The following is a 13445-nucleotide window of genomic DNA, read 5'->3' as shown; positions in this document are numbered from 1 at the left end:
ACAGGTCGCACTTGCAGTTCAGTCTTACTGAGCTGTCCAACCCCCATCAATCGTGATGGCCTGACCGGTGATATTTTTGGCGAGAGGCTGCATGAGAAATTCGGCTGTTGCGGCCACTTCTTCAATGGTGATAAAGCACTTTTTCGGCATTGGTTCCAGCATCACTTTCTCGATGATGTCTGCTTCCGGAACTCCTCGCGTACGTGCCTGATTCTGTATTTGGGCGTCAACCAGCGGTGTGCGTATGTAAGCTGGGCAGATGGTATTACTGGTGATGTCGACCCCGGCAGTTTCGAGCGCGATGGTTTTCGAAAAGCCGATCAATGCATGTTTTGCAGCGACGTAAGCGGATTTAAATGGCGATGCAACTGACGAGTGAATCGATCCGATATGGATCAGGCGGCCAAATCCACGTTCACGCATCCCGGGGAGAACGGCCTTTGTCATCAGGAACGTTCCATTCAGGATGACGTTGATCAATTGGTCCCATTTCTCAATCGGGAACTCTTCCACCTTGGAGACGTATTGCAATCCGGCATTGTTGATGAGCACATCGATCTGACGGTGGCTCAGTTCTCCCATCAACTTTTGTATCGCCGCTTCGTCAGTGACGTTCAGAGCGAATGCTTCTGCGGTTCCCCCAGCAGCTTGCACCAGAGATGCAGTCTCCGATGCTGCTGTCAGCGACAGGTCAGTTGCCAGAATCAGGTGGCCTTCTGCGGCAAGGCATTGAGCCAGCCCACGACCGAGCCCACTCCCTGCTCCGGTGATCAGAATTGTTCTGGGGAGGTTGTTCATGTTGCCGAGTGATACCAGTCTCTCAGGGTGCGTCGCATGACTTTGTTTGATGCGGTTCTGGGGAGAGCATCAACAAAGATGACGTCATGAATTTTGAAGAGAGGGTTGAGATCCGTACGAATGGACGTCTGCATCGACTTGATCAGATCGCTGTCGACCTTGTCGCATTGTGGTGTTTTGACCGCATAAATCACGAGCTGGCTAGGACCGTCAGAGATTGAAACCGCGATGGCGGCGGACTCTTTGAGTTCTGGAACCGAGTGCAGAGCTTGTTCGATCTCGGCGGAACTGACCTTAATTCCTCCGAGGTTCATTGTGTCATCAGCTCGCCCCTGAGCCTTCCAGAAAACGTCAGGTAGCTTCAGCATCTGGTCGCCATGTCGGCGTAGTTTTTCACCGTTCGGGCCAGCAGGTGTGCCTTCGTAATAGATCTCGTGGTGGTCACGGTTCAACAGGCGAGTTGACATTCCGATGGAAGGGGGAACGAGGAACAATTCCCCTTGGTCGGAAGGTTGCCCTTCTTCATCGAGGATCACCATGTCCATTCCGAGAATGGGGGTGTTGAACTGACCGGGGATGCAAGGTCGGGCCACAGTGCTGCCGATATAGGCACCGGCAAGTTCCGTCCCGCCGCAATATTCGATGATCGGGCAGTTGCCAGCAAACTCCATCAACCAGGCCATGTCTTCTGGTCGAGAGCATTCGCCGGTGGAACTGATGGCGTGAATGGAACTCCAGTCGAGGGCATCCATCGAGTTTGTACTGCGCCATGTTCCGACAAGGCTCGGGATGACACCCAGCACATTGACTTTCGCGGCTTCGATGAACTTTCCGAACCCGCGTCCAGTCGGGGCTCCGTTGTAGAGTGCAATGGTGGCCTGATTCATGAGGCTGCCGTAGATCAGCCAAGGGCCCATCATCCAGCCCAAATTGGTCGGCCATGCAACGACGTCGCCTTGATGGACGTTTTGATGGAAGTGCGCATCTGCCGCGCATTTAATTGGTGTGATGTGAGTCCAGGGAATGACTTTCGGATCGCCTGTTGTCCCGGAAGAAAACAGGATGTTGGTCGGAGCCTCTGGATCGCAAACGACCGCTTCAAATGGGCCTTGATCTTGAAGAAACGTTCGCCAGTCTTCATCGCCAGCACGCAGCAAAGCTCGGCTTTCTCCAACGGCAGGCAGGACAATTGCTCGCGGGCCATTCGCCTGAACAACATTCTCAAAAAGCGGGAGCACTTTCCCGTTACGAACCAGCACGTCTTGAGTAAAGATCGCGACGGCGTTTGACAGGCGAATTCGGGAGGCGATTTCCTTTGGTTGAAAACTGTCGGCGATCCCAACAACAACGCATCCGGCCTTGATGATTCCGAGGTAAATCGCGACCGATTCCGCAGTCATCGGCATCAGAATCGCGATGGCACTCCCGGTCTCAATTCCAATTCGAACGATGTTCGCAGCGACCTGATCGCTCAACTCCGCGAGTTCACCGACGGTCATCGTTTGAAGTGACCCGTCTTCTGATTGATGAATAATCGCAGGGGAATCCAGAGGAGCAGTGAAGCAACTCTCGACGATGTTCAGTCGGCTGCCGGTAAACCAGTGTGCATTCTCGACTCCGTCAGAAATGTCGAGGACAGATTGATACGGTTCACGAAAGCGCACACCCAGTCGGCCGACAGCGGTTGCCCAATACGCGTCGCGGTTGCTGACCGACCATTGATGCAGCGCTTCAGGAGATTGAATTCCGGTGTGCTGCATCAACCACGCAATATTCGACTTTGCGAGGACGTCCTCTGTTGGAACCCAACTCTTGATGCTGACTTCGCTCATGACCCGATTTCATCCTGATTCTGCTGGCCGAATACGAATGCTGTTCAACACATTTCGAATTCCGGGTGGAATTCATTGTTTTGTGCAATTGCTTATGGCTTCTCAAGGACAACAGCACAGCCCATGCCGCCTCCGACGCACAGTGTCGCCAAACCTTTATCAGGTTTCCGATGACTCATGTGAACGAGCAGGCGTGCTCCACTTGCTCCCAGTGGATGCCCGAGTGCAATTGCTCCGCCATCCTGGTTGACGAGTGACTTGTCGAATCCCAGTTCCTGAATGCATGCGAGGGATTGGGCCGCGAACGCTTCGTTGAGTTCGATCATGTCGAATTCACTGATGTTGTTTGACAAGCGCCGAGTGGCATAGACAGGGCCGAGTCCCATAATCTCAGGCGAGCAGCCAACGGATGTGCTGGAGCTGAGGATCATCATTGGTGTCAGACCTTGCTGCTTGCCGAACTCTTCTTCGCAAACAACAAGCATTGCAGCGCCGTCATTCAACCCAGAAGCATTGCCTGCGGTGACGGTTCCCGTTGGGCGAAATGCTGGCTTCAGACTGGCGAGCGTTTCGACAGTTGTTTCCGGGCGGGGTGGCTCATCATTTGTCAGTTGCCCGAGCGGGGTGATCTCGTCCTGATAATTGCCTGCCTGCAACGCCGAGGCATACTTTTGCTGACTCTCCGAGGCGAACTGGTCTTGGTCATTACGCGTGATGCCATACTGCTCGGCGAGGCGTTCTGCGGTTAAGCCCATGTGTTCCTGATTAAAGGAATCGATCAGGCCGTCACTCAGAATCAGGTCGGTGATTTCCCCGTTGCCCATCTTGACTCCGCCGCGAGCCCGTTTCAAAAGATGGGGGGCTTGCGACATCGATTCTGTCCCGCCGCACAAAACCATCCTGGCGTTACCTGACTGAATTGACTGGGCAGCAAGGATGACCGCTTGCATGCCTGAAGCACACATCATATTCACGGTGTAGGCTGGTGTGCTGATTGAGAGACCGGAATGAATCGCGATCTGTCGAGCGATATTCATCCCGAATCCGGCGCCGAGGACATTCCCGACGATCACAGAGTCGACCCGTTCAGGGTTGATCCCGGACAATGCGGCTTTGCTGGCGGCAACGGCAAGATCAACTGGAGAAAACTTGGAAAGTCCTCCCAGAAACCGGCCCTGTGGAGTCCGTTTAGCAGAAACAACCCAGACACGCTTCATCGAATGGCCTTAAACAAATGCAGAACTGAGACAGGAGCGTCGGGTTGGGATTTTTGCAGCGTCGCGGCCCCAAGATGGAGCAGACCGGCTTTGTCGTTTAGACGCAAATTTCCTGCTGTGAACCGTTTTTGACACTTGCAAATCAATATGTGTTAATTGGTCTGCATTCTGGGGACCTTCCCCGAATTTTTCAATTGCAGGCGAGGCCATACTGAGTGAATTCCGGTGATGAACAAGCTCTATTGCGGTCACAGGCAGGCTCCCTTCACAATACGCAAAATGATTTGGAGAAATGCGATCGCCTGATCTCTGCGTCATGAGTTCCTGAGAGGGTAAAGGCTGACTTCTGCAGGATCAGTGAGTCGTGGGTGTGGAAGTGGTAAGCGGATCGTTAAGGATGACGTATGAGGTTCCGAGGGATCGTGGAACAACTCGGCAGGCAGGCGGGCACTGAAACCAATATCTGTTTCAAGCGGGCGTTTCTTTCTGCTGTCCTGATTCTGGCGACGCTTTGCAGCGTGTCGTTGGCTCAGGACCCGTATGTCCAACATGTTCATAACTCGGTCGATCTTGGTCGGCGTTTTCTTCTGTCCTGTCAGCTTGAAGATGGCGCGTATCCTGCTGATAGCTTCCTGATTCACCCGATTGCAGTGACATCAGCGGCGACGTTGGCATTGCTGAAGTCTGGCTCGGACACGAGGCATGATCATATTCGCAAATCGCTGACATGGTTGCGCGCGTTGCCGGAGAACGAACCGGCGCGTATCAATGAAATCTCGCTGATGCTGCTCGTTCTCACGACTGCAAACGATCCCGCCGATCACCCAAGAATTCGGGGGCTTGCTCAGCGCCTGGTGAATTCCCAACTGGAGTCAGGTGGCTGGCCAAACCGCATCGGGGAGGCATTTGGAGATCTCAGTGCATCTGAGTTTGCTCTGATTGCTTTACAGGATGCCAGGAATCTGGGAGTCGGTGTCCCTGAGCAGGTGTGGGCTCGTGGGACTCAGTTTTGGAAGGGGTTGCAACATCAGGATGGAGGCTGGCCAGAATTCTTTAATGAGGCGGATCGGCAAGGGCAATCGACTGATCAGAACGTCCGTCAGGGTGATGGTCAGAGCAGCTTGAGTGGCTCGCTTGCCGGTGTGGCAATCTTGAGCCGTTGTCAGCAGCAACTGAATGCGATTCAACAGGCGGCTTCTCCTGACTGCTGTCTGTCTACTGTTGATGTAGCCTTACAAGTTAAAGCGAGTCGCTGGTTGGCAGAGCGCTGTCGAGTCGCAGAACAGCGGCAAAAGGACAGTGATTTTGTTGTTGACCATTTATATGGAGTCGAGCGAGGCACACGGCAGCAAGGGGCGTACTTCCCGGGCGAAGAGTTGTGGTTTCGACGTGGTGCTCTGACGCTGATGATGCGTCAACATCGGAGTCGCGGGTTTTGGCCGGGCAACAATCAGGTGATCTCGACCAGCTATTCGCTTCTCTATCTGGCAAGCGGACTCTCGCCTTCTGCGATGAACTCCATTCGTCTCTCTTCGCAGCAATTGGCTGACGTGCAGCAGCGGCATTCAGATGCCGTCTGGAAGTTGACCGAACAGCTGAACTCGGAAATGAAGTATTCTCGTTTGCTCAGTCCACATGAGGTTGATTTGCGAGAACTCGCGAACGCCGGGCGAACGGCTGACCCTCATCTGCAGGCACCTGTCTTGTTTCTGACAGGTGATTCAGTTCCGGAAATGTCACCGGAGGAATTCGAACTTCTCTCAAAGTATCTGGATGACGGCGGATTGCTCCTCGCTGCTCCGAAGTGCTCCAGTGCAGAGTTTGATACAGGAATTCGTGAACTGGCCCGACGTCTTGGAGGCCAGACCGATCACGCGCTGACTCGTGTCCCAGAGCACCATCCGATTTATCGGGTGAGGTATTCAATCAATCCAAAGTCAACCGAACTCTGGGAGTTGAATGCAGGTTGCCGGACTTCGATTCTTTATTCGCCTGAGGATCTCTCTTGCAACTGGTCTCAATGGCACGGGCCTGTCGATCTTGCTGCTGCCGGTGAGACTCCTACTGACCGTGATCGCCTGACGATGCTGGGGCTGAATGTCATCGCGTACGCAAATGGATCACGCTTTCCGACAACGCGCGTCGCAGAAACATTCACGTCACCAGAAGAGAAACATGGGACAAGTCGAGGTCTGCTGCAAGTCGCTTTGGTGCGTCATGGCACAGGGTGGAATATGGCACCCGGCTCACTGGTCAATCTGATGAAGACGGTGAATGACGCTGTCGGGCAGATTGCCGCTCCGATCCCGGCATCTGTTCAACTTGATGATCCAGAGCTGTTTCATTTTCCTGTGCTGTATTGGCATGGGAACAAAGCATTTCAACTGTCTGTAAACGAACGGGCGGCACTGAAGAATCACCTTGAGCGTGGAGGTGTGCTGCTTGCGGATTCCTGTTGTCAGTCTGCTGAATTTGATCGGTCGTTTCGTGCAGCAATGGATCAGATCTATCCGGATGCACCACTTCAGCCGATTCCAGATTCCCATGAGATTCTCTCTGGCCGAACAGTTTATGATGTCACTGAAGTTTCCATCCGTGTGGCCGAAGTGAATCCGCAGACGAAGGTGTCCTCGCTCGTTGACCGGAAGCAGGCTCCTTTGCTGGAAGGGATTGAACGGTCTGGGCGGTATGTGGTGATTTACAGCAAATATGACCTGAGTTGTGCGATGGAGGCGGCTCGCCGTACCGATTGCGAAGGGTATGCGGCCGGAGATGCGTTGAAGATTGGGACGAATCTGATTGTTTACGCGTTGCTGCAGGAGTTGCGAGAAATCCCCGGGACGCGGTGAGTCTTTGGAGTTCGATGGAACTTTCGGGGGGAACTGATGGCTGGACGGGCATGAGGAAGTTATGCTGGTATTGAATTGAATGCGTTTAATTCTTTCCTGATCGTTACGGCATCCAAGTGGTGGCAGCAGTTCAAGTCGACAGGCTGACTGACTCACGAGTTCCTGAGGGTTCTGGTTTGATGAATCATCGTTTCGCATGGCACTTGCTGCTCATCGGAATGATCATCGCAGGAGCACCCCGTCCTGCGTGGTCTCAGGCGAATCCGAAGGACGATGTTCTGCGCGACGCGGTTCTTAATGCAATCGACAGTGGTCAGAAGTCACTCATTCGTCAGCAGAAGAGAGATGGCAACTGGCCGAATTCGCGCTATCTCGGAAATGAAATCGGCCTGACTTCTCTCGCGACTCTCGCCCTGATTAACTCTGGCGTGCCAACAGACAGTGATCCTGTTCGACGCGCTGTTGCCTGGTTGAAGCGTCCGGAGACTTCACCTGAGCGCACCTATGATCTTTCAATGGCGATCATGGCACTCGCGGCGTCTGGAGATCCCACCGTCAAAGGCAAGATCAGCCAGATGGCACGACGTCTGGAAGAATATCAGCAAAAAGGGGAAGCGGCCGGGGCTTGGGGATATCGAGACGAAAATCACTGGGATAACAGTAATACGCAGTTTGCGATTCTTGCATTACGAGAAGCGGCGGATGTTGGCGTCCGCATCGATCGAGAAGTCTGGCAACGGTCACAACGACATTTTCTGGCCAATCAACAGGGACCATTGAACTTGCCCAACGGCGCACCGTGGATGTATGTCCCCGGGCATGTTCCAACTGGAAGTATGACGGTTGCTGGAATCGCCTCGTTATCGATCACTCGCAGCATGTTGGTTGATGACAGCGATGTCGGACCAGATGGGGAGATCGACTGCTGTACGGATCGCGAGTTCCCGGAAGATGCGGCGATTGACGCAGGGGTGCGATGGCTCTCGACTCATTTTCGCGTTCGGTCGAATCCCGGCACGGAGCACTGGCCTCTTTACTACCTCTATGGATTGGAACGGGCAGGGCGATTCACCGGGCAACGATTCTTCGGAGATCACGACTGGTATCGTGAAGGGGCTGAGTTCCTCGTTGCGACGCAGAGTGTTCGGGATGGCATCTGGAAGAGTCAGCAGGAAGATGAGATTGCCGGGACAAGTCTGGCACTACTATTCCTCTCCAAAGGTCTTTCTCCCGTTGTTATCAACAAGCTCAAGTTTGGGGCCAGAAGTCCTCAGACACAGGAAGTGATTGGGCGTGACTGGAATCGACATGCCCGCGACATCGGGAGTCTGGTGGATTACACGAGTTCACTTCCCGGCTGGCCGAAGTTGCTGTCGTGGCAGATTGTCGATTTACGAACTGCGGCAGAAGGCGAAGGCGTTTCTGCTTTGTTGCAGAGTCCAATCCAGTTCATGAGCGGGTCAGACAGCCCGGAAACAATTGACGGGAAAGAACTGCAGTTGCTTCGTGATTACCTCGTGCAGGGAGGCTTCATCTTCGCGGTTCAGAATTGTAAGAGCGATCAGTTCGACGCGGGATTTCGAGATCTGGTTCGCCGACTCTTTGATGGTCAATATGAACTCAGAAAGTTGCCTCCGACCCACGATGTCTATCGGAGTGAGAATGTCTTTCCGCCTGATGCAGAAGTCCCTGAACTTTGGGGAGTCGACTTTGGGTGTCGGACGGCCATTATCTACGCTCCGTTCGATCACGGGTGTCGATGGAATAAATGGGTGAAATACGATCCGCCGGGGAGGGATGTTGCAGTCAAGACGCAGATTGATCGCTCGATGAAGTTAGGCGTGAACGTGATTGCCTATGCCACCGGGCGTGAGCTGCAGGACAAACTCCAGCGACCGCAGATGCTGAATCCGACTGACCTGAACAGAATGGGGCGCGGGCAGTTGACCATTGCCAGGCTCCGGCACACAGGGGGATGGGATACTGCTCCCAATGCACTGCGCCGATTGCAATCCGCATTGGATACGATGAATGTTGAGGTCGCCTCCGAGACCCCGACGATCGCCGCGACGGACGCCTCACTCTTTGGTTTCCCGCTGCTCTACATGCACGGGCGCAAAAACTTTCAAATGAGCGCGGAAGAGCAGACCAAACTGAAAGAGTACCTTGAAAACGGCGGGTTTCTCTTTGCGGACTCATGTTGTGGCGCGACAGCATTCGACGAGAGCTTCCGTACGATGATCGAGGCGACACTGGGGAAGAAGCTCGAACGCATCCCTATCGAGGATGAACTCTATCGCCTCGAACTGGGGTATGACATCCGCAAGGTGAAGCGGCGTATTCCCACAACTGGCCCGGGCGGCGTGACATTGAAATCCGAGGAATCGGAAGGGGAGCCGATTCTGGAAGGGATCAAGATCGGCAACAAATATGTCGTGGTCTATAGCAAGTATGATCTGAGTTGCGCACTTGAACGTCAGGCAACGACATCGTGTGCAGGATATCCAACGGAAGACGCTGTTCGCATTGCAGTGAATCTGGTTCTGTATGGATTGCTGCAATAGTGCGAATCTTGCCTGTTTAAAATTGAAGTGCGATGTGATGGCAAACGAAATTTTTGATGTCTGCGACGACCACGATCAAGTCATCGGGCAAGCTCCAAGAGCATTGGTGCATGAGCAGGATCTGCTTCATCGAGCCGTGCACATCTGGGTCTGGACGACGGCTGGCGAATTGATGATTCACCTCCGTTCCGACAAAAAGGATCAGTTCCCACTCTGCTATACTTCTTCGTCGTCCGGGCATGTCGATGCCGGAGAAACCTATGAGACAGCGGCACATCGCGAGCTGAAGGAAGAACTGCAACTCGCAGGAGAACTGACCTGGATCACGAAGCTGCCAGCGGGACCAGAGACTGCGTTTGAACACACCGTGCTTTACTTTCTGAAAACGGACGATGTTCCGACGCCAGATCCGGAAGAGATTCAGTCCGTCCATTACCTTCATCCTGATACCATTCAATCCATGATACAGAATGAGCCGGAACGATTTACGCCTCCGTTTCGTCAGCTGTTTGGCTGGTGGGTTATGCATCGGCATGAAGCAGAATAGAGAACGAATAGAAGTTAAGAAGTTCAGTCAGGCTGACAAGCGACCCATTCGCAAATCAGGTTTCGTCTACACGTAAAGAAGAGGAGTATTGTGAAACATCTCGTAACTGCATTTCTGATGACTCTGTTTTGTGGAGTCGCCGCTGCGGAAGCTCCTCACGTTGAGTACATCGCACATCGCGGGGCGTCGTTTGACGCGCCTGAGAACACGATTTCTGCGATTCAACTTGCGTGGAAGCAGGGAGCTGATGGCACTGAAGTCGACCTGTATCTCACCAAAGACGGGCACATCGTCGCCTGCCATGACAAGACCACCAAACGAACAACCGGCGGTATTGATCTGACAGTTGCGGAAACCACTTTGGAGCAGCTGCGTGAGCTGGACGTCGGGAAATGGAAATCACCGAAGTACCAAGGCGAGCAGATGCCGACCTTTGCGGAAGTGTTGAAGGCGATCCCTCAGGACAAGAAGATCTATATTGAAGTGAAGTGTGGTCCGGAGATCGTGACACCCCTGCTTCGTGATCTGGATGAAGCCAAGTTGCCAGTGAAAAACACAATTGTCATCTGCTTCAATGCCAAGGTGATTGCCGAACTGAAGAAGCAGCGTCCAGAAGTTCCAGCTCTGTTCCTGCATGGAATGAAAGAAACGAACGCTGAACGCCTGATTAAAACGGCTCGCGAAATTCAGGCCGATGGGCTCGATCTCAAGGCCGGACCTGAAATTACATCTGAGTTAGTGAAGAAGGTCAAAGATGCTGGTTTGCGGATGGATGTCTGGACAGTAAACGACCCGCAACTCGCTCTTCGGATGATTGAACTGGGAGTGCAGGGGATCACAACGGACCGCCCGGAATTTCTGCGAACAGAAATTGCCAATCTGAAATAACTCAGATGGCGACGGGATTCGCGTTTTGCTCGATCCGATCTAAGATGAATGCTGGACACCTGCAGGACAATCCATCTTGCGGGTGTCTTTCTTTTTGCTTCGATCTGCAATGAGATAGAGACGCTGTACGGTAGCGAGCAGTGTGAGAGAGTCGACTACCGATTTCCCTGCTTCCCGCGGCGTTTTCGCCAGTCAAGGTAACGACCGATTGCAATCTGGAATGGATCCGAAGTCTTGAGCTGTGCGAGGTCGAACCCGCAAGTTCCAGCCATCTCTTTAAGTCGTTTCTGGAACTGTTGAAACTGTTCCAGGTAGACCTTTCTCAAGCGGTGAGGGTCAACCAGAATCTTGACCCCAGCCTGTTCCAGACTGCGAAACTGTGTTGGCTTGTCGAAGGGGAAATCAGCTTCTTCTGGTGCAATGATCTGAATCAGAATGACTTCGTGCCGGTGCCGACGAAATGATTGCAATGCGGTCTGCAGCTGTTCTGGATCGTCAAAGAAATCACTGAGAATGATCACGAGTGATCGTCGCTTCAACGTAGGCAGAATCTGTTGAATGCATTGCCCTAGACTCGTCTCTCCCCCCGGCTTTCGCGAACTGAGTGTGGAGTATATGAGCTGTTGCTTCTTGGGATTCGTGGACGGTTCAATCCGATCCCGAATTGCATCATCGAACGTGATCAACCCGACAGAGTCCCGTTGCGAACTGAAGAGGTAGCCCAACGCGGAAGCGAGCACTCGTGCGTACTCGAACTTTGTTGCGGTACTGCTTCCGTATGCCATGCTGCCAGAGGCGTCGACGACCACATATGCGTGGAGATTCGTTTCCTCTTCAAACTCCTTGATGTAGTACCGACCTGTTTTGCCGTACGCACGCCAGTCAATGTGGCGAATCTCGTCACCGGTGGTGTATTGGCGATGCTCCACGAACTCGACACTGGACCCTTTGAATGGGCTGTCGTGCTGGCCGATCATTGATCCTTCCACGAGTTGCCGCGCAACGACTTCCAACTGCCCCATACGGGAAAGCGCGGTGGGGTCATTTAACGAAATTGAAGGATCAGCCATCCATTCACCTCAGGTTTGCGATCATTTGCCCTTTGAGTCTATCGAAGTCGCGGTAACGATGTGAGTTATATGGCATTCAATTCGCTTTATCAGTAGGATGCGAGGATCAGAGTTCACTTGCCTGATGAACTGCCCGACGTCTGATTTTTCACACAAGAATGGGAATCGGACTCTGCAGCTGGTCTTGGTGAGCGATCCTGCCCTTCCGTCTCTCAAACTCTTTGGAGTGACAACAATGCAGCAGCGTTTCAGTCGACGTGATTTTCTCCGGTACAGTGGTCTCGCCTCGGCAACATTTGCCTTTCCATTGACCGCACGAGCCATTTCTCCGAATGGGAAACTTCGAACTGCCCACGTCGGTGTCGGGGGGATGGGGCTGTCCGATCTGAATTCCATCAAATCTCACCCGATGGTTGAAGTCGTTGGACTTTGCGATGTGGATTTGAATCGGTTGAACTCTGCTGGGAAGAGTTTGCCGGATGCCAAATTGTTTCGCGATTACCGCGAGATGATCAGCGCTCTTGGTGACAAGGTTGATGCGGTTGTCGTTTCGACTCCGGACCACACACATGCTCCAGCTGCCATGACAGCACTGAATGCAGGCAAACATGTCTATTGTCAGAAGCCGCTGACACATGACGCCTACGAGTCCCGACAGTTGAAGAAGGTGTCCGAAGCCAAGGGGCTGGTCACCCAAATGGGAATCCAGATTCACTCGTATCCGGTTTACCGTCAGGCTCATGCGATTATTCAATCCGGGGCGATCGGGAAAGTGAAGAAGGTCTATGCCTGGGCGACAAGAACCTGGGGCTACGACGGACCGGCGATCACGAATTATCAGCCAGTTCCTGAATATCTGGACTGGAATCTCTGGCTTGGCCCTGCTGCCGATCGTCCATATGTTCCAGAAATCTACCATCCGGCCAACTGGAGAAAGTTCCTCGATTTTGGAACCGGAACTCTGGGGGATATGGGCGTCCACGTCTTCGATACCCCGTATGACGCACTGGCTTTGACCGCGCCAACTGCGGTGACCACGACTTGTCGGGCTCCGACCGGATTTGGTCATCCAGAACATAACAAAGTGGTCTTCGAGTTCCCGGGCACAAAGTACACCACGGACACTTTGACCTGGCTCTGGTCCGATGGCCCACAAGGACTTCCATCGCATGAAGAACTCGGCTTGTCGAAAGACGTGAAGTTGCCAAGCACCGGATCGTTCTTCGTCGGGGAAGAAGGAGGACTGCTGCTGCCTCATATCGCGGAAGCTCAGCTGTTCGACTCAGACAAGTTCAAGGACTACAAAAAGCCTGTTGTTGAAACTCAAAATCACTATCACCAATTTGTTGATGCCTGTCTTGGAAAAACAAAGACCAGTGCCAGCTTCAGCTATGGTGGTCCGCTGACTGAGGCTCTGTTGATCGGGGTCATCGGAAATCGCTTCCCGGGGCAGAAGCTGGAATGGGATGCAAAGAACTTCAAGATCTCCAACCATCCAGAAGCCAATGCGTTGTTGACCCACAACTATCGTGAAGGCTTCAAGGTTGAGAATCTCTAGACCAGTCTGTCCGATGATGCGGCGGTGCGGCTGCCTTTTTCAATGAAGGAAAGCTGCTTCCTCCGCAATTCTTTGATTCTTTCGCAGCTCGGTGTTCCAGATGTTGGGAACATCGAGCTGTG

9 protein-coding genes are annotated in these 13445 nt (G+C 53.2%); 5 read left to right on the top strand and 4 right to left on the bottom strand.

Features of this window, described 5'->3' with window-relative positions:
• Positions 1 to 24 precede the first annotated feature (24 nt).
• The 3 genes from SH527x_RS06320 to SH527x_RS06310 form a co-directional block, all read right to left on the bottom strand.
• Entirely contained in the window at positions 25 to 798 is a 774-nt protein-coding gene (locus tag SH527x_RS06320; RefSeq protein ID WP_437193807.1) for a 3-hydroxybutyrate dehydrogenase, read from the bottom strand.
• Complete coding sequence (locus tag SH527x_RS06315; RefSeq protein ID WP_437193806.1) at positions 795 to 2630, bottom strand: AMP-binding protein; 1836 nt, start codon at positions 2628 to 2630, stop codon at positions 795 to 797. The genes SH527x_RS06320 and SH527x_RS06315 overlap by 4 nt, the downstream gene beginning before the upstream one ends.
• A gap of 92 nt (positions 2631 to 2722) precedes the next feature.
• Positions 2723 to 3847 (bottom strand): thiolase family protein, encoded by a 1125-nt coding sequence (locus tag SH527x_RS06310; protein ID WP_437193805.1) that lies wholly within the window; start codon positions 3845 to 3847, stop codon positions 2723 to 2725.
• 404 nt (positions 3848 to 4251) lie between these two features.
• On the opposite strand from SH527x_RS06310, the gene SH527x_RS06305 reads away from it, so the two are divergent.
• The 4 genes from SH527x_RS06305 (at position 4252) to SH527x_RS06290 (ending at position 10695) form a co-directional block, all read left to right on the top strand.
• Positions 4252 to 6696, top strand: a complete 2445-nt coding sequence (locus SH527x_RS06305) for a DUF4159 domain-containing protein (RefSeq protein ID WP_437193804.1) — start codon at positions 4252 to 4254, stop codon at positions 6694 to 6696.
• A gap of 179 nt (positions 6697 to 6875) precedes the next feature.
• Positions 6876 to 9260: a DUF4159 domain-containing protein gene (locus SH527x_RS06300; protein WP_437193803.1), complete on the top strand. Its 2385-nt coding sequence runs from the start codon at positions 6876 to 6878 to the stop codon at positions 9258 to 9260.
• A 37-nt stretch (positions 9261 to 9297) separates the two neighbouring features.
• Entirely contained in the window at positions 9298 to 9807 is a 510-nt protein-coding gene (locus tag SH527x_RS06295; RefSeq protein WP_437193802.1) for an NUDIX hydrolase, read from the top strand.
• A gap of 90 nt (positions 9808 to 9897) precedes the next feature.
• Positions 9898 to 10695, top strand: coding sequence for a glycerophosphodiester phosphodiesterase (locus SH527x_RS06290; protein ID WP_437193801.1), 798 nt, complete (start codon positions 9898 to 9900; stop codon positions 10693 to 10695).
• Between the two features lie 155 nt (positions 10696 to 10850).
• On the opposite strand, the gene SH527x_RS06285 is transcribed toward SH527x_RS06290, so the two are convergent.
• Positions 10851 to 11765 carry a DUF58 domain-containing protein gene (locus SH527x_RS06285; RefSeq protein WP_437193800.1) on the bottom strand — a complete coding sequence of 305 codons (915 nt, stop codon included), beginning with the start codon at positions 11763 to 11765 and terminating at the stop codon, positions 10851 to 10853.
• 235 nt (positions 11766 to 12000) lie between these two features.
• Between SH527x_RS06285 and SH527x_RS06280 the strand changes: the two genes are divergently transcribed.
• Positions 12001 to 13323, top strand: a complete 1323-nt coding sequence (locus SH527x_RS06280) for a Gfo/Idh/MocA family protein (protein WP_437193799.1) — start codon at positions 12001 to 12003, stop codon at positions 13321 to 13323.
• Positions 13324 to 13445: the final 122 nt, after the last annotated feature.

This window comes from Planctomicrobium limosum, from assembly GCF_051465645.1.
Lineage (GTDB): Bacteria > Planctomycetota > Planctomycetia > Planctomycetales > Planctomycetaceae > Planctomicrobium.
Note: the sequence above shows the minus strand (reverse complement) of the source record. Positions and strands in the feature narration are given on the sequence as shown.

Coding starts and splice junctions, on each gene's coding strand:
- SH527x_RS06320 (WP_437193807.1), bottom strand. CDS start 798: ATGAACAACCTCCCCAGAACAATTCTGATCACCGGAGCAGGGAGTGGG.
- SH527x_RS06315 (WP_437193806.1), bottom strand. CDS start 2,630: ATGAGCGAAGTCAGCATCAAGAGTTGGGTTCCAACAGAGGACGTCCTC.
- SH527x_RS06310 (WP_437193805.1), bottom strand. CDS start 3,847: ATGAAGCGTGTCTGGGTTGTTTCTGCTAAACGGACTCCACAGGGCCGG.
- SH527x_RS06305 (WP_437193804.1), top strand. CDS start 4,252: ATGAGGTTCCGAGGGATCGTGGAACAACTCGGCAGGCAGGCGGGCACT.
- SH527x_RS06300 (WP_437193803.1), top strand. CDS start 6,876: ATGAATCATCGTTTCGCATGGCACTTGCTGCTCATCGGAATGATCATC.
- SH527x_RS06295 (WP_437193802.1), top strand. CDS start 9,298: ATGGCAAACGAAATTTTTGATGTCTGCGACGACCACGATCAAGTCATC.
- SH527x_RS06285 (WP_437193800.1), bottom strand. CDS start 11,765: ATGGCTGATCCTTCAATTTCGTTAAATGACCCCACCGCGCTTTCCCGT.
- SH527x_RS06280 (WP_437193799.1), top strand. CDS start 12,001: ATGCAGCAGCGTTTCAGTCGACGTGATTTTCTCCGGTACAGTGGTCTC.